Below are 18,212 nucleotides of genomic sequence, written 5' to 3' on the forward strand. Positions count from 1 at the left end.
AGGGCGCGCCTCCGGTCACAGCCGCACGACGATCCTGGCCGCCCGCGAAGGCGCGTCCGGGTCGTCCACGTCGGTGACGGCGAACAGGACGGCCTCCGTCTCGTCGCCGTCGAGCAGCATCAGGCCCTCGACCTTGAGGACCTTGCCGTCGAGACGAGGAAGCCGGACGACCTCGTCGACGTGGTCGCCGCGGATGCGCGCGAGCGCCGTCGCCGTCACCGGTCCGTCGTCGCGGGGGTTGGGGCTGTCCTCGGCCGCCGCGCACGCGAGCAGGTCGCCGCCCGGCAGGGCGACGACGTCCGTGATCGCCAGACCTACGCCGTCGACGGCCCCGAGGTCGTAGTGCCGGGGACGCGTCACCTGCAGGTCGGCTGCCTCCGCCTCGCCGACGGCCGCGGACCACGCCGAGTCGAGGTCGAGGTCGACGCTGCCCGACATGAGACCGGCCGAGGGCAGGCCTCGGTGGAACCACCGCAGGCTGCGCCCGACGACGCAGGCGCCCTCCAGGTTCAGCACGTCGGGATCGACGTCGAGCGCGGTGGCGACGCTCGCGTAGACGTGGGTCATGTCGGCCACCACGACGTCGGGTCGACCCTCCGCAAGCCGGAGCAGGCACCACCTCATGCGCCGCGGGGACGAGCCGGAGCCCATCACCAGGACCCCGGACGCCCCGTCTCGGGACACCTCGCACGCCGTCTCGAGGTCGGGCTTGAGGTCCTTGGTCCCCGACTCCTCGTCGAACACCTCGTGCCCGTCCACCGGTGGGAGGAGCCGTACGCGCGCCGGTTGCTCGCCGCGACGGAACCAGGCCGCGTGGGTGGCGTCGTCCGAGACGACGAGGTGGCCGTCGCCGAGAGGGACGACCGCGGAGGCCGCTCGCACGGGGCTCCCGTCAGCGAAGCGCAGCCGCTCGGCCCCGAACACCTCGACCTCCATGGCCCGATGCTGCCAGACGCGGGGCGACGACCGGCAGCGTGACGCCGGTGACCCACCGTTGACGGCAGGTCCGCCGCTGGTCAGGCTGACCCGCATGACCTGGACCAACTGGGTGGGCAACCAGTCCTTCTCGCCCGCCTCCACCGCCGCTCCCCGCGACGAGGACGAGGTCGCCGGACTCGTGCGCCAGGCCGCCGAGCGCGGCCAGGGTGTCCGCGTCGCGGGCGCCGGGCACTCCTTCACGCCGGTGGTCCGGACCGACGGCCTGCTGCTCGACCTCTCAGCGCTGCGAGGCGTCGTCGGCACCGACGCCGCGGCGAAGCGCGCGACCGCGCTGCCCGGCACGCTGATCCGCGACTTCTACGAACCGCTGTGGCAGGTCGGGCTGGCGCTGCGCAACCAGGGCGACATCGACACCCAGCAGATCGCCGGCGCCGTGGCGACCGGGACGCACGGCTCCGGCACCCGCTACACCAGCCTGTCCGGCGTCGTGCGCGGCGTACGCCTCGTGACGGCGACCGGTGACGTGCGCGAGATCGGCGGGGCGGACATCGACCTGCTGCATGCGGCCCAGGTGTCCGTCGGGATGCTCGGGGTCGTGACGCAGCTCGAGCTCGAGGTCACCGACGCCTACCGGTTGCGTGAGCACGTCAGCCTCCGCGCCTGGGACGACGTGATGGAGCACTGGGACGAGCTGGTCGACGGACACCGCCACTTCGGGATGTTCTGGCTGCCGACCGAGGAGTCGGGCGCGCTCTACAACCTCGACGGCCACGGCGAGCGCCTGGCCGACCAGTGCTACGTCAAGGTCTACGACGAGGTCGGCCCGGACGTGCCGGACGACGACACCGTGGGCCGCCGCGTCGACCGGTGCTACCGGATCTTCCCGATGGTCTACGACCCGAACTTCCACGAGCTGGAGTACTTCGTCGCCCTCGACCGCGCGACCGAGGCGCTCCACGCGATGCGCGAGCTGATGCAGCGCAGCCTCCCCGACTCGGTGTACCCGCTCGAGGTGCGCACGGTCGGGGCGGACGAGGCCTTCCTCTCCCCGCAGTTCCGGACGCCCACGGTCGTCATCTCCGTCTCCGGCACGCCGGGCACCGACTACTGGGGCTACCTGCGCTCGGTCGACGCACTCCTCGCCGGGTTCGACGCCCGCGTCCACTGGGGAAAGCTGCACTTCATGACGCCCGAGCGGCTCCACGAGCTCTACCCGCGGGCCGACGACTTCATCGCCCTCCGCCGCGAGCTCGACCCGCAGGGCATGTTCCTCAACGACCACCTGCGGCCGCTGTTCGCGTAGCACGCGCGACCCCGGCGCGTCGGACGACCAGAAGTCGGTCACGACGACGATCCACGCCTGCCGTCGGCGTACGAGTCGTGGTTGTGGTAGTCCGACACGCCGTGGCAGCGGCGGTCAGCCGGGTCGAGCGATGATCCGGACGCCTTCGTCGGTTCTCTCGGTCGTCGTCCTCGCCGGGGTCACCACGACGTACTCCTGGTCGACCGTCGTCGCGGAACCGCAGACGGCGTAGCCGGCGAAGACCAGGCCGGACGTCCCCTCGTTGTTGATCTGCACGCCCCACCCGTTGTCAGGGATCGTGTCGCTGTCGGCACCGCCGCCGAGCATGTTGTCGTCGAAGGGGAACGAGCTGTGCATGCTCACGACCGTCCCCGACCCCGACGCAGCCAGCCCGCCCCCGGTCGGGGACAGGCCGTCGGGACAGAAGAGGTAGAGCGTCGTCACCCCGGGATCCGCACCCAAGGGTCCGGTCCGGTCCGGACGTAGACGAGGTCGAGGTCGCCATCTGCACCTGCTGGACCCGCGGGCCCCGGGAGTCCGGCAGGGCCTTGTGGGCCGGCAGGGCCTTGTGGGCCGGTCGGTCCCTGCGGACCTGAAGACCCCTGGGGGCCGCTGGGCAGCTCTCCGGCGCCGAAGTCACGAGCCTTGAGGCTGCCGTCAGCGACCTTGCGGGAATCCACCGCGCTCGTGGCGAGGTCGGCCCTCTTCACTCCCCCGTCCTTGATGTCCTTGCTCGTGATGAGCTGTGCCGCGTACGCCGTGCCACCGCCCAGGGCGATGGCCAGGGCCACCGTCGAGGTGATGGCCGAGTAGTGGCTCGAGCTGAGCAGTCGTCCCATGAGCATCCTCCGTTCTCTCGTACGGCCGGTGGCCGCATCGGCACCGACCCGGATGGTCGTGTCCGTCCGGTCACTGTCCGTCGGATCGAGCGTCGGGAACAGGGACGCGCGTCCCGAACGGGTCGGGAATCGGAGGAAGGTCCACGAAGGACGACCGGCCCAGGACGCCGCGCCGGGGGTCAGGGCGCGGCACGGGCACCGGCAGTGCGTACGCCGGTCAGCGCCGCGCGACCCCGTCGCGCCGAGCAGCGTCGGCGACGGCCTCCCGCACCGCACCCGGGACCCGGGGGTCGAAGGGCGACGGGATGACCAGGTCCTCGCGCAGGTCGTCACCCACGAGCTCGGCGAGGGCGGTGGCCGCCGCGACCTTCATCCCCTCCGTGATCGCGGTGGCGTGCACGTCGAAGGCCCCGCGGAAGATGCCGGGGAACGCGAGGACGTTGTTGATCTGGTTGGGGAAGTCCGAGCGGCCGGTGGCGACGACCCGGGCGTACTTGTGGGCCAGGTCTGGGTGCACCTCGGGCGTCGGGTTGGCCAGGCCGAAGATGATCGCGTCGTCGGCCATCGAGGCCACGATCGCCTCGGGCACCTGACCGCCGGAGACGCCGATGTAGACGTCGGCGCCGGCCATCACGTCGGCCAGCGTGCCGCGACGGCCGAAGTGGTCGGCGGTGTCGCGGGCCAGCGCCGCCTTGACCTCGGTCAGGTCCGACCGCGTCGAGCTGAGCACGCCCTGCCGGTCGAGGACCGCGATGTCCTTGACGCCGGCCTCGAGAAGGATGCGCGCGACCGCGACGCCGGCGGCACCGGCGCCCTGCACCACCACGCGGACGGTCGCGGCGTCGCGACCGGTGAGCCGGAGCGCGTTGGTCAGCGCAGCGAGCGCGACGACGGCGGTGCCGTGCTGGTCGTCGTGGAAGACCGGTATGTCGAGACGTTCCTTGAGCCGCGCCTCGATCTCGAAGCAGCGCGGCGCGGAGATGTCTTCGAGGTTGATCCCGCCGAAGCTCGGCGCGAGCCGGACGACGGTCTCGATGATCTCCTCGACGTCGGTCGTGTCGAGGCAGATCGGGACGGCGTCGACGCCCCCGAACTGCTTGAAGAGCACCGCCTTGCCCTCCATCACCGGCATCGCGGCGGCCGGGCCGATGTCACCGAGGCCGAGGACAGCGGTGCCGTCGGTCACGACGGCAACCGTGTTCGGCACCCACGTGTAGTGCTGGGTCAGCGACGGGTCGGCGGCGATGGCCTCGCACACCCGCGCGACACCGGGGGTGTAGGCGAGGGACAGCTCGTCGGGACCGGCCAGCGCGACCGTCGAGAAGATCTCCATCTTGCCGCCGACGTGCAGGTCGAACACCGGGTCGCCGGCGTGCGGGTGCGAAACCATGCCGGCGATAATCGCACAGCTCAGCGGTCCCGGAGCCCGCGTCCCATGCGTGGGGAAGGCCACACCCGCAGGCGTACGACGGCCAGCACGTCGGGCTCGGGGACGGGTCCGCGGTGGCGGGAGTCGACCCCCTCGTCCGGGTTGTCGCTGAGCAACCACCAGCCGGCTGCGCCGGAGCGCGTACGACGTTCCTCGACCGCGCGCTTGACGGCCACCGTGCCGTCGGCGAAGCGGGCGACGACGAGGTCGCCCGGCCGGGGCGGGGCGCCGTACCGGACGAGCAGCAGGTCACCCTCGCGAAGCGTCGGGAGCATCGATCGACCGCGGACGACGGCCGTCCCGAACGGGGGTCCGGAGCGCCCACCCCCCGGGGCGGGACCCCGCTGCCGACGCCGCTTCACGCGGAGTAGTGTCGCAGCAGACGCACCATTTCCCGATCGAGAGGAACCCGATGCTTCGCCAGCTGCTCGCCCCCACCGTCGAGGTGTCCGCCCACTGCGACCTGCCGTGTGGCGTCTACGACCCCGCCCAGGCCCGCATCGAGGCCGAGTCGATCAAGGCGATCATCGCCAAGGTCGCGGACAACGACGACCCCGACTTCCGCACGCGCGCCATCCTGATCAAGGAGCAGCGCTCGGAGCTCGTCAAGCACCACCTGTGGGTGCTGTGGACCGACTACTTCAAGCCCCCGCACTTCGAGAAGTACCCCCAGCTCCACACGCTGGTCAACGAGGCCACCAAGCTGGCTGGTGGCGGTGGCGGCACCAAGGCCGTGCTCGACGCCGAGGTCGCCGACCAGCTGCTCGCGAAGATCGACGAGATCGCGGAGATCTTCTGGGAGACGAAGAAGGCCTGAACGAAGTGAAGGCCTTCGAGTCATGAAGCGCGACCGAGCCTGCGAGGTCGCGACCGCGAAGAAGGCATGAGCTGGACGATGCCGCACCGACCTCCGGGTCGGTGCGGCGTTCGTGTGTTCCGGCCCCTCGCGCTGGCTAGGCTCCGGGCCAGCGGACGGGAGGGCCGATGATCGAGCAGGTCACGCTGCGTGACGGCACGGACGCCTTCGCCGTGCCCCTGGAGCGCACCGACCGGGCGGCGCTCGTGGCGGAGTTCGAGACGCTCTCCCCCGAGTCCCAGCGGCGGCGGTTCCTCGCGCCGGTCAGGCACCTCAGCGACGCGATGCTCGACCACCTCGTGGACGACGTCGACGGCGTCCACCACATCGCCCTCGTGCTGTGCGTCGAGACGAGCCCCGACGTCTACGACCCCGTCGCGCTGGCCCGGATGGTGCAGTACGCCGACGTCACGGATGCCGCCGATCTCGCCGTCACCGTCAAGGACGCGTGGCAGGGGCGCGGGGTGGCCACCGTGCTGCTCGAGGTGCTCATGCACCGGCGACCGGCTGGCGTGGACCGCATCGTCACCGAGGTGCTGCAGGACAACCCCGCGTCGCTGCGGATGCTCCGCCGTCTCGGCGCGGTGTCCCTCGAGGACGAGGGCAACGGGGTGTACGGCGTCGTCGTCGAGCTCGAGCCGCTTGCTGCAGCCGGCGCGCCGGTCGCCACGCAGTCGCCGGTGCCCGAGGGGCGGGGCAAGGGCAGGCCGCCGCCCCTGCTGCACGATCCGCGCCACCGCCACGAGCTGCACACACGCGACCAGCTGTGTCCGTGGTTCCGCTGATCCAGACCGTTAGTGTGTGCGGAGCATCGGCCTCGAGGACGGGACATTGACGCAGATGGCAGACAACACCGGGGCATCTCGCGCCGACGTCGAGCTCCGGCTCCCTGCCGAGGGGGCCTACGCGACGATCGTCCGCACCACCGCCGCCGGGCTGGCCGCCCGGCTCGACTTCACGATCGACGACATCGAGGACCTCCGCATCGCCATCGGCGAGGCGAGCGCCCTGGTGATCCCCGAGGCCGACCCGGGCGTCGACCTCGTGGCGAGCTTCTGGTTCGGCCGGGGCTCGATGACCGTCGAGCTGCAGGCCGAGGCGATCGACGACCCCCCGCTCGACACCGAGAGCTTCGCCTGGCAGGTGCTCGACACGATGGCGCAGGACGCGTCGGCAGGATCCGAGGACGGGCGCTTCCGCGTCCGCTTCACGGTGACGTCGGAGGTCGCTGCGGGAATGACAGGTGCCGAGCTCTGACATGAGCACAGCCACGGGGGACACGGGGGACGACAGGGCAGCCGCGGCTGCCCTCGACCGCGGGATCGACGACGACGTCGTGCCCGGCGGTCTCGAGCACGTACGAGCGCGCAGTGCAGAGCTGTTCGGCGTGCTGCGCGACGACGGGGCGAGCGGCGCCGAGCGGTCGGTGGCGCGCGACGACCTGGTGCACCTCCACCTGTCGCTGGTGGAGCACTGCGCCCGCCGCTTCCGCAACCGCGGCGAGCCGTTCGAGGACCTCGTGCAGGTCGGCACGATCGGCCTGATCAAGGCGGTCGACCGGTTCGAGACCGACCGAGGCGTGGAGTTCTCCACCTACGCGACGCCGACGGTGATCGGCGAGATCAAGCGCCACTTCCGCGACAAGGGCTGGGCGATCCGGGTGCCGCGCCGCCTGCAGGAGCTGCGGATGCAGATCGGGAGCGCCACCGGCGAGCTCACGCAGCAGCTCGGCCGCTCCCCCACGCCGCGCGAGCTCGCCGAGACCATCGGCTGCACGGTGGAGGAGATCGTGGAGGGCATCGAGTCCTCCCACGCCTACGCGACACTCTCGCTCGACGCCTCCGACGACAACGACGACGGCCCGCCGGCCATGCTCGCCACCCTCGGCGTCGAGGACGCCAACATCGAGCACGTCGAGGTCCGCGAGTCCCTCAAGCCCCTGCTCGAGGGGCTCGGTGAGCGTGAGAAGCGGATCCTGCTGCTGCGGTTCTTCAAGAACATGACGCAGTCGCAGATCGCCGAGGAGATCGGCGTCTCCCAGATGCACGTCTCGCGCCTGCTGACGCGCACGCTCGGCCAGCTGCGTACGTCGCTCGAGGCCGACTAGGTCCAGGCTAGGCCGGGTCCCGCTCCAGCACCCGCGTGGTCGCCGGGTGGAGCAGTCCGGCGATGACGACCACGCCCGCGACCGCCAGGCCGATCGCCATCAGCGTGGTCGGGGCGTCGCGGAAGTTCCACGCCAGACCGAGCTGGATCAGCTGCGCCATCACGACCGGGCCGCGGGCCCAGCGACGGGTCCTCCACAACGACCAGGCGCACCACGCCAGCCCGGCGGCGGCAGCGAGGAAGAACGCCGTCGTCGTGACGCCCATGGTGAGCCGGATCGAGCGGAGGTTGGCCAGCTCGAGCACGGCGAGCACGACGAGCACCAACGCCTCGAGCGCCACGAGGGCGGCGGCCACCTGCAGCGGGGGTGGGGCGATAGGGTCGGGGCCAGGGGGATCAGCCTTCGGCGTAACGGGCACTGCACAACAGTAGTTGTGACGGACACGACCAGCGCTGGGGGTTGTGTGAACGTTCAAAGGTTGCAAGTCTGGTCGCTGCGCTTTCCGGCGCCCGGGCCCAGCTGAACGTCCGTCAACAGCAACCCGACGTGAATGTGAAAGAGGGAATCCCCCACCCATGGATTGGCGCAGCCGCTCCGCATGCCTCGACGAGGACCCTGAGCTGTTCTTCCCGATCGGCAACACCGGTCCCGCGATCCTCCAGATCGAGGAGGCCAAGCAGGTCTGCCGTCGCTGTGAGGTACGCGAGCAGTGTCTTGCCTGGGCCCTCGAGGCCGGGCAGGACCACGGAGTCTGGGGAGGCCTCAGCGAGGACGAGCGTCGCGCGCTGAAGCGCCGCAACGCCCGCGCGCGCATCCGCACCGCCTGACGTCAGTCGACCGGCAGGTCCGCCTGCACCCGCGTGCCACGGCTCCCGGGGCCGATCTCCAGCACGCCGCCCAGCTCGGACTCGACCAGCGTGCGCACGATCGACAGGCCCAGCTGGGTCGATGAGTCGAGGTCGAAGTCGTCGGGCAGGCCTCGACCGTCGTCCTCCACCACGACGTGCAGCCGCCCCACGATGCGGCGGGCGGTCACCACCACGCGGCCCGAGTGCTCCACCGTCGCGACCTCCTGGTCGGAGTACCCGTGCTCGACGGCGTTCTGCAGCAGCTCGGTCAGCACCATCGCGAGCGGGGTGGCCGCCTCCGAGGGCAGCTTGCCGAAGGAGCCCTCCCGCACGACGCGCACCGGCAGCTCCACCCCGCTGACGTCGACGACCATCGAGCCGAGCCGGTCGGCGATCTCGTCGAAGTCGACAGTCTCCTCCACGGCGTGGCTGAGCGTCTCGTGCACGATCGCGATCGAGCCCACCCGGCGCACGGCCTCCTCGAGGGCCGCCTTGGCGTCCTCGGCACCCGTACGACGCGCCTGCAGGCGCAGCAGCGCAGCGACGGTCTGCAGGTTGTTCTTCACCCGGTGGTGGATCTCGCGGATGGTGACGTCCTTGGTGACCAGCTCGCGGTCGCGGCTGCGCAGCTCGGTGACGTCGCGCACGAGCAGCAGCGCCCCGCTGCGCTCCCCCTGCGGACGCAGCGGGATGCTGCGCACGATGAGGGTGACCTCCTCGGTGCCGACCTCGGTCGCGCGCCCGTCGCGGCCGCCCAGCACGGCGCTCAGGGTCTCCTCGTCCGGGCGCCTGCGGGCCGGCACCAGCTCACGTGTCAGGTCGGTGAGCACCAGACCGGCCAGGTCGCCCTGCAACCCGAGCCTGCGGTAGGCCGACAGCCCGTTGGGACTGGCGTAGACGACCCGGCCGGCGGGGTCGAGCCGGACGAAGCCGTCCCCCACCCGTGGTGAGTCGGCGTGGTCGCTGCGCTGGTCGCTGAGCGGGAAGTGCCCCGCGGCGATCATCTGCGTCAGGTCGGCGGCGGTCTGGAGATAGCTGAGCTCGAGCCGGCTGGGCGTGCGTACGCCGAGCAGGTTGGTGTTGCGGCCGATCGTGGCGATCACCCGGCCGGCCCGGCGCACCGGGATGACCTCCACCCGCACCGGGACGTCATCGCGCCACTCCGGGTCGCCCTCGCGCACCAAGCGCCCGGTCGTGAAGGCCTCGTCGAGCATCCGGCGGCGCCCCGTGGGGATGAAGGTCCCGAGGACGTCGTCGACCAGCGCCGTCGGGCCGGTCGTGGGGCGCATCTGGCCGCCCGCCCAGTAGCCCCTGCCCTCGCGGTCCGCGAGCCACAGCACGAGGTCGGCGAAGGACAGGTCGGCGAGGATCTGCCAGTCCGCCATGAGCAGCTGGAGCCAGGCGACGTCGTCCTCGACGAGGTCGGTGTGGGCTCGCACGAGCTCGTGGAGGGAGGGCACCCGGCCAGCCTAGGGCCAGCCCGAGGCCGGGCTGGGGCGACGTCCGAAGGGGCTGGCAGGATGGGGCGCATGTCGATCGGCTACTGGGACCAGGTGCAGAAGGCCGGGTTCGAGGTCCCCTCGGACCGGCCCCTCGACGAGCTGACGGCCGAGCTCACCGCGATGCTCGGATCCACGCGACCAGAGGTCCGTGACGGCACGGCCTTCCCCGCTCTCGCCACGTGGATCGCCAACGGCGTCTACGACGACCTGCTCGCCGGTCTCGGTGACGGCATGGTCGCCGGGCTCTCGGTCGGGATCGGCGAGGACGGCACCGACACGGTCTTCCGGCGCAGCTTCAGCGCCCTGGTCCTGGGCGCGTGCATCGAGCGCGACACCGAGCGGCACCTGCTGCCGGGCGCGAAGATCCTCGAGTGGGGCGACCGGGCAGCGACCTGGTTCCTCACCGAGCGCGACACCCGCGGGTGGGTCCCGGAGAAGGGGTGGGCCCACACGGTCGCCCACGGCGCCGACACGCTGGGCGCGCTCGGGGAGTCACCGCACCTGGCGGGGCCCGAGCACACGGTGCTCCTCGACATCCTGGCCGAGCGCCTCCTCGATCAGCCGGCCGAGGCTCCCCTGGCCGCCGGCGAGCCCGACCGCATCGCCGCGGCGGTGATGCAGATCCTGCGGCGCAACACGCTCGGCGTCGACACCCTCGAGCCGTGGGTGCACCGCATCGGTGCCGCGGCCAACCCCTTCCACGGGCCGGTCGACCACGACCCCTACGCGGCCACCGCGGCGCCGCAGGCGTTCCTCCGCGCGCTCTTCCTGCACCTCTCGCTGGGTCACGAGCCGCCCGCCGTGCGGCCCGACCTGCTCCTCGTCGTGATCGAGGCGTTGCGGATGACCAACACTCCCTACCTGCGAGTAGACACCCGCTAACCTGCGGGACATGAGCGAGCGCAGCGAGCGAATCATCAGACACAGCGTGCCATGTGCCTCGTGCGCGCACGGAGCACATCGAGTACGCGCATGAGTGAGATCACAGGCCACAGCGGCGAGCTGGCCGTCCACGTCGCCCGCGCCCACGGCGTGGAGACGATGTTCACCCTCTCCGGCGCCCACGTCTTCCCGATGTACGACGGCGCCGTGAAGGCCGAGCCGCAGATGCGGCTGCTCGACGTGCGCCACGAGCAGACCGCCGCCTTCGCCGCCGAGGCCACCGGCAAGCTGACCCGCGTCCCCGGACTCGCCGTCCTCACCGCCGGCCCGGGCGTGACCAACGGCATCAGCGCGATCGCGCAGGCCCAGTTCGCCGGCTCGCCGATGGTCGTGGTCGGCGGCCGCGCCCCTCAGAACCGCTGGGGCACCGGCTCGCTGCAGGAGCTCGACCAGCCGCCCATCATCGCGCCGGTGGCGAAGGCCGCGAGGACCATCATGACCGCGGGCGACGTCGCGGCCGGCGTCGACGAGGCCTTCACCCTGGCCCGCTCGAGCCACCGCGGCCCGGTCTTCGTCGACGTGCCGATGGACGAGTTCTTCAACTCGGCGTCCGGCACCACCGGCTCGGGCGAGGGCACCCGCATCGAGCCCGACGGCGACGCCATCGCCACCATCGCCGGCCTGCTCGCGCGGGCGCAGCGTCCGGTCCTGATCCTCGGCACCGACGTCTGGGCCGACCACGCGGAGGCGGCCGCACTGCGGTTCGTGGAGGACCTCGGCATCCCGACGCTCACCAACGGCATGGGCCGCGGCGTCATCCCCGGCGGGCACCGCTCCCTGGTCACCAAGGCCCGCGGTGCGGCCCTGTCCGGGGCGGACCTCGTGGTCGTCGTGGGCACCCCCCTCGACTTCCGGCTCGGCTACGGCGCCTTCGGCGGCCCGGACAAGAACCCGACGGGCGAGTTCGCCCGGGTCGTCCACATCGCCGACTCCCCCGGCCAGGTCTCCGGCCACGCCGAGCTCGCCGCGTCCGTCGCGGGCGACCTCACCACGGTCCTCGACGGCCTGCAGAGCGCGATCGAGGGCGGCGACAAGCCCGACTGGCAGGCGTGGGCCGACCAGCTGCGCGACCAGGTGAGGGCCGCCGCGGAGCGGGACGCGCAGCTCCTCACCGCCGAGGCCGACCCCATCCACCCCGCCCGCATCTACGGCGAGCTGGTCCCCCGCCTCGAGGACGACTCGGTCGTCATCGGCGACGGCGGCGACTTCGTCTCCTTCGCCGGCAAGTACGTCGAGCCGAAGCGGCCCGGCGGCTGGCTCGACCCCGGCCCCTACGGCTGCCTCGGTGCCGGCCTCGGCGCAGCGATCGCGGCTCGCATCGCGCGACCGAGTGCCCAGGTCACACTCCTCCTCGGCGACGGCGCGGCCGGATTCTCGCTGATGGACGTCGACACGCTCGTGCGCCACGACCTGCCGGTCGTCATGGTGATGGGCAACAACTCCGCCTGGGGCCTGGAGAAGGGCCCGATGCAGATGCTCTACGGCTACGACGTCGTCGCCGACCTCGCCCAGCGCACGCCGTACGACGACGTGGTCAAGGCGCTCGGCGGTGCGGGCGAGACCGTGACCGACCCGAAGCAGATCGGACCCGCCCTCGACCGGGCGTACGCCTCGGGCGTGCCCTACCTCGTCAACGTGATCACCGACGTCGAGGCGGCCTACCCACGCACCACCTTCGGCATCTGAGGCCCTCGGTCGTGGAGGTGCGACGGATCCGGCCCGACGAGCACGCCGCCGCCGGTGACGTGTGCGTGGCAGCGTACGACCCGCTCCTGACCGGCGCGGAGGACGACTACCGCGAGCGGCTGCACGACGTCGCGACGCGCGACGCGCAGGCCGAGGTCTGGGTGGCCACCCTCGACGACCGGGTCGTCGGCGTCGTCACCTACTGCCCGCCCGGCTCCCCCTGGCGCGAGATCGGCCGCGACGACGAGGGCGAGTTCCGGATGCTCGCGGTCGACCCGGCCGCCCAGGGCTCGGGCGCGGGCACCGCCCTCGCCCGGCTGTGCGAGGAGCGGGCCCGTGAGCACGGTGCGAGCGGCATGGCCCTGTCGTCGCTGGCGACGATGGTCGCCGCCCACACGGTCTACGGGCGCCTCGGCTACACCCGTGACCCCGGCCGCGACTGGTCGCCGGTGCCGGGTGTCGACCTGCTGGCGTTCAGCAAGACGTTCTGAGCACTCAGCAGGAGTGTGCGGTCGTCGGGTCGTCGACGTCGTCGAAGCAGACGGTGCCCACGGGAGAGCCGTCATCCCTCCGCGCACCAGCTGCCAGGTCCAGACCGTCCACGAGCCGTCCTCCTGCGCGGTCACGGTGACGACGCCGCCGTTCTGCGTCAGCCACGTCCGCACGTCACCCTCGTTGCGCAGATCGATCTCGCCGACGGCCTCCACCGCGCGAAGCTGGTCACCGTCCTGCGCCAGCACCTCGACGTACGACGGGTCGGAGGCCGAGGTGACGAAGAGCGAGGCGCCGTCGACGCCCATGGGTTGAACCGTCGCGACCCGGGGGTCGGCGACCTGGAAGTCGTCGTGGCGCAGCGACCGTCCGTCGTCCCCCTCCACCACCAGGACCGGGTCGGCGAAGGCCTCGAGACGGGCACTGAACCGGTAGCCGTCGCGGAAGTCAGCGCCCTCGCCCATCCCGAACGTCTCGGTGGCGACCGGCGTGAGGTAGGGCAGCTCCTCGACCTCGCCCTCCCCGCACGGCACGCTCGCCTCGAGCCCCGAGCGGAGGCACCCGAGGGACTCGGCTCGCAGCACGCCGTCCTCGTCGAGGCTCCACCGCCACGTGTCCACGAGGATGGTCTCGGTCCGGATGAGGCTCATGTTGCCGCTGGCGTAGGCACGCCGCGACCTGCTGGACAGCAGCTGCCCGTCCTCGAACCAGTAGTCGTGGATCCGCACCATCTCGTAGAACTCGGTCGTGCTGCCGGGCACCGGGACGTTCCCCCGCCGGAGCAGGTCGGGGTCCTCCGGCACCGCCTGCACGAGCAACCCGTCGCGCAGGTCGAAGACCAGCGGGTGGCCGCCACCACCGACCGCCGACGCGTCGTCGAAGTAGAGCACCAGCTCCTGGTCGCCGTCCCCGTCGGCGTCGATCGGGTCGAGCACGTTCGTGGCGACCGTCGTGCCGACCTCCGCGATGCCGTAGGCGTCCTCGCCCGTGCTGCTGAGCGTGGTCTCCAGCCGGTAGCGGCCGTCGAACTCCTTCGTCGGCTCGCCACGGAAGACGACCTTCTCGTCGGTGCCGTCGCCGTCGAGGTCGAGCCGCGGCTGACGGTCGAGGTCGTTGCGATCCCAGTCGCGGCCGATGTCCTGGGGCATCTGGACCTCGGGCTCGTCCGGCTGGGGCGCGACGTCGTCGGAGCGCGTGTCCCGGCCGAGGCCCTGGAGGACCACGCCGAGCACCAGCAGCACCACCGCAGCGGTGGCGAGCACCACCCACGGCGACTGCCAGCGCGGTCGCAGCCGCACGACGGGAGCCAGCGGGGCGAGGTGTTCGGGTCCCACCTGCTCGGCGCGCGCGGTGAGGGCGGCGCGCAGCCGGTCCTCCACCTCCGACATCGTGTCCGGTGTGCTCATCGCTCCCCCTCTCCCGAGCTCGTCGTGGACTTCATGGCCTTCTCCAGCGCGACGAGCGCACGGCTCGCCGTCGACTTGACCGTGCCCTGGCTGACGCCGAGGGTGTGCGCGATCTCGGCCTCAGACAGGTTCGACCAGTAGCGCAGCACCAGGACCTCCCGCTGCCGCGGGGCGAGCTGCCGCAACGCCTCGATGACCTCCCGGTGCTCCTCCGCCAGCACCGCGCTGTCCTCCGGCGAAGGCGGTGACAGGTCATGGGGTGGCGAGTACGCCCTCGCCGTACGACGCCTGCGCAGCGCCGAGCGCGCGGTGTTGACCACGGAGACCCGGAGGTAGGCCAGCGCCCTGGACGGGTCGCGGACCGCGTCCGGACGTCTGGCGAGCGCGGCGAACGCGTCCTGCACGACGTCCTCGGCCGAGGCGACGTCGTCCACCAGCAGCACGGCCAGCCTCACCAGCGAGAGCCGGTGGGCGGCGTAGAGCTCGGTGATGTCCACCGACGGCTCCATCCCGATCCCCACCCCTGCGGCCCTCGCGCTCATGTCTGGTAGACGTGTGTCAGTCCCTCAGGTTGCCCCACCGACCCGACATTTCCCGGAAGGCCTGCCCATGCCGCAGCTCGAACCCGCCACGCTGACGTACGTCGTCACGGACGACGACACCGCAGCAGCCGTCGGCAGCGGCTCGCTGCCCGTCCTCGGCACGCCGCGGCTGCTGGCATGGCTGGAGGCCGCGACCTGCGCCTGCCTCGCACCCGTGCTGCCGGACGGGTCGACCAGCGTCGGCACGCGGGTGCAGGTCGAGCACCTGGCGGCGAGCCCCGTCGGCGCCGAGGTCGAGGTCAGCGCGTCCAGCGCGTACGAGGACGGACGCCTCCACCGTCTCACCGTCAGCGCGCGCGACGCGGGCAGCGGGAAGGTCCTCGCCGCCGGCGAGATCACCCGCGTCGTCGTCGACGCCGAGCGGTTCATGTCGCGGCTCTGACCGGCCGCACCAGCACTCAGAGCTCGCGGAGCACCCGGGCCGGGGCGCCGACGGCGACGACCCCGGCCGGCAGGTCGCGGGTGACCACCGACCCCGCACCCACGACGGTGTCGGCACCGATGCTGACGCCGGGGCAGACGATCACCCCGCCACCGAGCCACACGTTGTCGCCGATCGTGATGGGTTCGGCTGCCTCCCACTTGTCACGCCTCGGCTGGGGCTCGAGCGGGTGGGTGGCGGTCAGCAGCTGGACGTTCGGGCCGATCTGGACGTCGTCGCCGATCGTGATCGCGGCGACGTCGAGGAAGGTCACGCCCCAGTTGACGAAGGTGCGTGCGCCGATCGTGGTCTGGTAGCCGTAGTCGCAGTGGAGCGGCGGGCGGACCTCGCTGTGCTCGCCGAAGCCACCCAGCAGCTCCTCGAGCAGCGCCCCCCGACCGCTGGCGTCGTTGGGGTCCATCGTGTTGATCCGGTGCGCCAGGCCCTGGGCGCGCTGTGACTCCTCGGCGAGGACCGGGTCGTCAGAGATGTAGGGCTCCCCCGCCAGCATCCGCTCCCGCATGCTCTTCTCGCTCATCGAGCCAGCGTACGAGGCACCGAGGCGCCTTCAGCCCGGATCACGCCCAGGGATCGGTGATCTGCCGTAGCAGGCGCATCGTCTCCTCGAGCCCGCGCATGCGCGTGGGACCGAGGTGCTCCCTCCACTCGGCCAGCGCGTCGGCGACTGCCGCGTCCGCGACGTCGCCCACGGCGCGCGCACGAGGGGTGAGTCGCACGAGCTTGGCCCTCCCGTCGTGGGGATCCGGGACGCGTTCGACGTAGCCGGTGCGCTCGAGCTGGTCGACCAGGGACGTCGCCGACTGCTTGGTGGTCCGCGCACGTGCGGCCAGCGTGACGACGCGCGTCCCGTGCGGGTCGATCTGTGCCATGAGCCGGGCCTGGGCAGGCGTGATGTCGGACGCTCCGGCGGCCACCACCGCGTCGTACGCACGCACCTCCAGCGCACGGGCGGCGACGTACATCAGCACGCCCACGCCGGGCTGCTGGTCACTCGTTGACGCCTCGTCCTGCACGGGTCGATACTAGTCAGAGATCCTGACCAATGGAGTCACCATGGACAGCGACACGATCTGGAGCCACATCGACGCCGAGCGCGCGGCGCTGGCCGACGTGCTGGCCGGGCTCACCGACACCGAGTGGGACACCCCGTCGCTGTGCGCCGCCTGGAGCGTCCGTGACGTGGCGGCCCACCTGGCTCTCTCGCACGCCTCGGTCCGCGACCTCGTCGGGTCGGCCCTCCGGTCCGGGTTCCGCTACCAGGCGATGGTCCGGGACAGCGCGATCCGCAGCTCGCTCGACCACGAGCAGCTCGTCGAGCGGCTGCGAGGCTTCGTCGGGTCGCGGCGCACGGTGCCGATGGTCTCCGAGCGCGAGCCGCTGCTCGACATCCTGGTCCACACCCAGGACATCTGCCTCCCCCTGCACCTCGAGCACCCGATGCCGACCGACGCCGCCGTCGTCGCACTCGAGCGGGTGCTCTGGTGGTCACGGCGGGTGCCGATCGGTCCTCGGCTGCGCGACGTCCACCTGGTCGCCGCCGACGTGGCGTGGCAGGCAGGATCGGGACGCCGGGTCGAGGGTCCGGTCCAGTGGCTCCTGCTCGCGGCTGCGGGGCGCTCAGCGGCGCACGACCACCTCAGCGGCGCCGTTGAGGCCCTCGCCCGGTCGTGACCCGGACATGCAGAAGTCCCCGCCGCGGCGGGGACTTCCACGAGATTGACGGCGCGGGTGCGCGTCAGGCGTTGGGGCGCTTGCCGTGGTTCGCGCCCTTCTTCTTGCGAGCGCGGCGCTTGCGTCCGGTCTTGCCCATGGTGGTCCTCCTGGAGTCGGTGCTCGGAGCAGTGTCTCAAATCCGCCCGAGAGCGGCGAATCGGGTCGAGCCGGGGCTCAGGCGTTGCCCTCGGTGATCTGCACCCGCACCTCGCGGAGCTGGAGGCGTACGCGGTCGCGGAGGGACTCCGGCGCGGACTCGGAGCAGGAGCGTGCGACGAGCTGCTTGACAGCCTTCTGGAGGTCGTGGCGCTCCAGGCACGGGCCGCACTCGCGCAGGTGCATCTCGACGACGGCGCAGTCGGCCTGGTCGAGCTCGTTGTCGATGAAGTAGACGATGCGCTCGATGTAGTCGACACAGTCGTCCTTGCCGTGCTCGTGGCTGCTCACGACTCGCTCCCCTCTCCCTGGCCGGGCACGGTGGACGCCGGCAGCAGGTCGTTGGCCCGCACGTAGTCGGCCAGCATGTCGCGCAGCTGGCGCCGGCCGCGGTGCAGGCGCGACATGACGGTGCCGATCGGGGTGTCCATGATCTCGGCGATCTCCTTGTAGGGGAACCCCTCGACGTCGGCGAGGTAGACCGCGAGGCGGAACTCCTCGGGCAGGCGCTGCAGCGCGTCCTTGACCTCGGAGTCGGGCAGGTGCTCGAGTGCCTCCATCTCCGCGGACCGGAGGCCGGTCGAGGAGTGCGACTCCGCGCGGGCGAGCTGCCAGTCCTCCACGTCCTCGGACATCGACTGCTGCGGCTGGCGCTGCTTCTTGCGGTAGGAGTTGATGTAGGTGTTCGTCAGGATCCGGTAGAGCCAGGCCTTGAGGTTGGTGCCGGGCCTGAACTGGTGGAAGGCGCTGTAGGCCTTCGCGAACGTCTCCTGCACGAGGTCCTCGGCGTCGGCGGGATTGCGGGTCATCCGCATCGCCGCACCGTAGAGCTGGTCGAGGAACGGAAGCGCGTCACGCTCGAAGCGCGCCTGGCGCTGGTCGGAGGTCTCGTCCTCGACGGCGATCTCTGCGGGTGGGGACGTCTCGTCCCGGAGCGATTCAGTCATCGC

General features: G+C 71.8%; 24 protein-coding genes. 11 read left to right on the plus strand and 13 right to left on the minus strand.

Translation table 11 applies throughout. The features are described from left to right. Positions 1-15: 15 nt before the first annotated feature. Positions 16-936 (minus strand): DUF6910 family protein, encoded by a 921-nt coding sequence (locus ACFQW6_RS17155; protein WP_378548059.1) that lies wholly within the window; start codon positions 934-936, stop codon positions 16-18. Positions 937-1,030: 94 nt separating this feature from the next. Between ACFQW6_RS17155 and ACFQW6_RS17160 the strand changes: the two genes are divergently transcribed. Next, the gene (locus tag ACFQW6_RS17160) at positions 1,031-2,242 is read left to right on the plus strand and encodes a D-arabinono-1,4-lactone oxidase (protein WP_378548062.1); all 1,212 of its coding nucleotides are present in this window, start codon (positions 1,031-1,033) and stop codon (positions 2,240-2,242) included. 114 nt (positions 2,243-2,356) lie between these two features. Here ACFQW6_RS17160 and ACFQW6_RS17165 read toward each other — a convergent pair whose 3' ends face one another. From ACFQW6_RS17165 to ACFQW6_RS17180, 4 genes are all read right to left on the minus strand, one after another. Continuing rightward, complete coding sequence (locus ACFQW6_RS17165) at positions 2,357-2,686, minus strand: hypothetical protein (protein ID WP_378548065.1); 330 nt, start codon at positions 2,684-2,686, stop codon at positions 2,357-2,359. Next, positions 2,683-3,081, minus strand: a complete 399-nt coding sequence (locus tag ACFQW6_RS17170; RefSeq protein WP_378548068.1) for a hypothetical protein — start codon at positions 3,079-3,081, stop codon at positions 2,683-2,685. The genes ACFQW6_RS17165 and ACFQW6_RS17170 overlap by 4 nt, the downstream gene beginning before the upstream one ends. Before the next feature lie 217 nt (positions 3,082-3,298). After that, complete coding sequence (locus ACFQW6_RS17175) at positions 3,299-4,471, minus strand: NADP-dependent malic enzyme (RefSeq protein WP_378548071.1); 1,173 nt, start codon at positions 4,469-4,471, stop codon at positions 3,299-3,301. Between the two features lie 20 nt (positions 4,472-4,491). Continuing rightward, positions 4,492-4,872 (minus strand): S24/S26 family peptidase, encoded by a 381-nt coding sequence (locus ACFQW6_RS17180; protein ID WP_378548074.1) that lies wholly within the window; start codon positions 4,870-4,872, stop codon positions 4,492-4,494. A 50-nt stretch (positions 4,873-4,922) separates the two neighbouring features. Between ACFQW6_RS17180 and sodN the strand changes: the two genes are divergently transcribed. The 4 genes from sodN (at position 4,923) to ACFQW6_RS17200 (ending at position 7,473) form a co-directional block, all read left to right on the plus strand. Next, entirely contained in the window at positions 4,923-5,327 is a 405-nt protein-coding gene (sodN, locus tag ACFQW6_RS17185; RefSeq protein WP_378548077.1) for a superoxide dismutase, Ni, read from the plus strand. Between the two features lie 167 nt (positions 5,328-5,494). After that, positions 5,495-6,151 carry a GNAT family N-acetyltransferase gene (locus ACFQW6_RS17190; protein ID WP_378548080.1) on the plus strand — a complete coding sequence of 219 codons (657 nt, stop codon included), beginning with the start codon at positions 5,495-5,497 and terminating at the stop codon, positions 6,149-6,151. Positions 6,152-6,206: 55 nt separating this feature from the next. Continuing rightward, positions 6,207-6,623, plus strand: coding sequence for an anti-sigma factor (locus tag ACFQW6_RS17195; protein ID WP_378548083.1), 417 nt, complete (start codon positions 6,207-6,209; stop codon positions 6,621-6,623). Between the two features lies 1 nt (position 6,624). After that, complete coding sequence (locus tag ACFQW6_RS17200) at positions 6,625-7,473, plus strand: RNA polymerase sigma factor SigF (RefSeq protein ID WP_378548086.1); 849 nt, start codon at positions 6,625-6,627, stop codon at positions 7,471-7,473. A gap of 7 nt (positions 7,474-7,480) precedes the next feature. On the opposite strand, the gene ACFQW6_RS17205 is transcribed toward ACFQW6_RS17200, so the two are convergent. After that, positions 7,481-7,828 carry a hypothetical protein gene (locus ACFQW6_RS17205; RefSeq protein WP_378548089.1) on the minus strand — a complete coding sequence of 116 codons (348 nt, stop codon included), beginning with the start codon at positions 7,826-7,828 and terminating at the stop codon, positions 7,481-7,483. A 220-nt stretch (positions 7,829-8,048) separates the two neighbouring features. On the opposite strand from ACFQW6_RS17205, the gene ACFQW6_RS17210 reads away from it, so the two are divergent. Beyond that, complete coding sequence (locus ACFQW6_RS17210) at positions 8,049-8,300, plus strand: WhiB family transcriptional regulator (RefSeq protein ID WP_056601527.1); 252 nt, start codon at positions 8,049-8,051, stop codon at positions 8,298-8,300. A 2-nt stretch (positions 8,301-8,302) separates the two neighbouring features. Here ACFQW6_RS17210 and ACFQW6_RS17215 read toward each other — a convergent pair whose 3' ends face one another. Beyond that, on the minus strand, positions 8,303-9,781 hold the full coding sequence (locus ACFQW6_RS17215; RefSeq protein WP_378548092.1) for a sensor histidine kinase: 1,479 nt from the start codon (positions 9,779-9,781) through the stop codon (positions 8,303-8,305). Between the two features lie 69 nt (positions 9,782-9,850). Here ACFQW6_RS17215 and ACFQW6_RS17220 point away from each other — a divergent pair, with 69 nt between their 5' ends. The 3 genes from ACFQW6_RS17220 to ACFQW6_RS17230 all read left to right on the plus strand — a co-directional run bounded on the left by ACFQW6_RS17220 (position 9,851) and on the right by ACFQW6_RS17230 (position 12,942). After that, positions 9,851-10,705: a DUF2785 domain-containing protein gene (locus tag ACFQW6_RS17220; RefSeq protein ID WP_378548095.1), complete on the plus strand. Its 855-nt coding sequence runs from the start codon at positions 9,851-9,853 to the stop codon at positions 10,703-10,705. A gap of 90 nt (positions 10,706-10,795) precedes the next feature. After that, entirely contained in the window at positions 10,796-12,451 is a 1,656-nt protein-coding gene (locus ACFQW6_RS17225; RefSeq protein ID WP_378548098.1) for an acetolactate synthase, read from the plus strand. A gap of 161 nt (positions 12,452-12,612) precedes the next feature. Further along, complete coding sequence (locus tag ACFQW6_RS17230) at positions 12,613-12,942, plus strand: GNAT family N-acetyltransferase (protein ID WP_378549180.1); 330 nt, start codon at positions 12,613-12,615, stop codon at positions 12,940-12,942. 1,403 nt (positions 12,943-14,345) lie between these two features. Here the strand turns inward: ACFQW6_RS17230 and ACFQW6_RS17235 are convergent. After that, the gene (locus ACFQW6_RS17235) at positions 14,346-14,846 is read right to left on the minus strand and encodes a SigE family RNA polymerase sigma factor (protein ID WP_378548101.1); all 501 of its coding nucleotides are present in this window, start codon (positions 14,844-14,846) and stop codon (positions 14,346-14,348) included. A gap of 112 nt (positions 14,847-14,958) precedes the next feature. On the opposite strand from ACFQW6_RS17235, the gene ACFQW6_RS17240 reads away from it, so the two are divergent. After that, a complete protein-coding gene (locus ACFQW6_RS17240) occupies positions 14,959-15,333 on the plus strand; it encodes a thioesterase family protein (protein WP_378548104.1) in 375 nt (124 codons plus the stop codon). A 16-nt stretch (positions 15,334-15,349) separates the two neighbouring features. Here ACFQW6_RS17240 and ACFQW6_RS17245 read toward each other — a convergent pair whose 3' ends face one another. Together ACFQW6_RS17245 and ACFQW6_RS17250 are read right to left on the minus strand one after the other, a co-directional pair. Further along, positions 15,350-15,910, minus strand: a complete 561-nt coding sequence (locus ACFQW6_RS17245; protein WP_378548108.1) for a sugar O-acetyltransferase — start codon at positions 15,908-15,910, stop codon at positions 15,350-15,352. 40 nt (positions 15,911-15,950) lie between these two features. Next, complete coding sequence (locus tag ACFQW6_RS17250; protein WP_378548111.1) at positions 15,951-16,406, minus strand: MarR family winged helix-turn-helix transcriptional regulator; 456 nt, start codon at positions 16,404-16,406, stop codon at positions 15,951-15,953. Positions 16,407-16,446: 40 nt separating this feature from the next. On the opposite strand from ACFQW6_RS17250, the gene ACFQW6_RS17255 reads away from it, so the two are divergent. Continuing rightward, positions 16,447-17,064, plus strand: coding sequence for a maleylpyruvate isomerase family mycothiol-dependent enzyme (locus tag ACFQW6_RS17255; RefSeq protein ID WP_378548114.1), 618 nt, complete (start codon positions 16,447-16,449; stop codon positions 17,062-17,064). A 64-nt stretch (positions 17,065-17,128) separates the two neighbouring features. Here ACFQW6_RS17255 and ACFQW6_RS17260 read toward each other — a convergent pair whose 3' ends face one another. From ACFQW6_RS17260 to ACFQW6_RS17270, 3 genes are all read right to left on the minus strand, one after another. Further along, positions 17,129-17,203, minus strand: coding sequence for a 50S ribosomal protein bL37 (locus tag ACFQW6_RS17260; RefSeq protein ID WP_369759046.1), 75 nt, complete (start codon positions 17,201-17,203; stop codon positions 17,129-17,131). A gap of 77 nt (positions 17,204-17,280) precedes the next feature. Next, positions 17,281-17,553, minus strand: coding sequence for a mycothiol system anti-sigma-R factor (gene rsrA / locus ACFQW6_RS17265; protein ID WP_378548117.1), 273 nt, complete (start codon positions 17,551-17,553; stop codon positions 17,281-17,283). Next, positions 17,550-18,209, minus strand: a complete 660-nt coding sequence (locus ACFQW6_RS17270; protein WP_378548120.1) for a sigma-70 family RNA polymerase sigma factor — start codon at positions 18,207-18,209, stop codon at positions 17,550-17,552. Before ACFQW6_RS17270 ends, rsrA begins: the two co-directional genes overlap by 4 nt. Positions 18,210-18,212: the final 3 nt, after the last annotated feature.

This window comes from Nocardioides sp. GCM10028917, from assembly GCF_042666175.1.
GTDB lineage: Bacteria > Actinomycetota > Actinomycetes > Propionibacteriales > Nocardioidaceae > Nocardioides.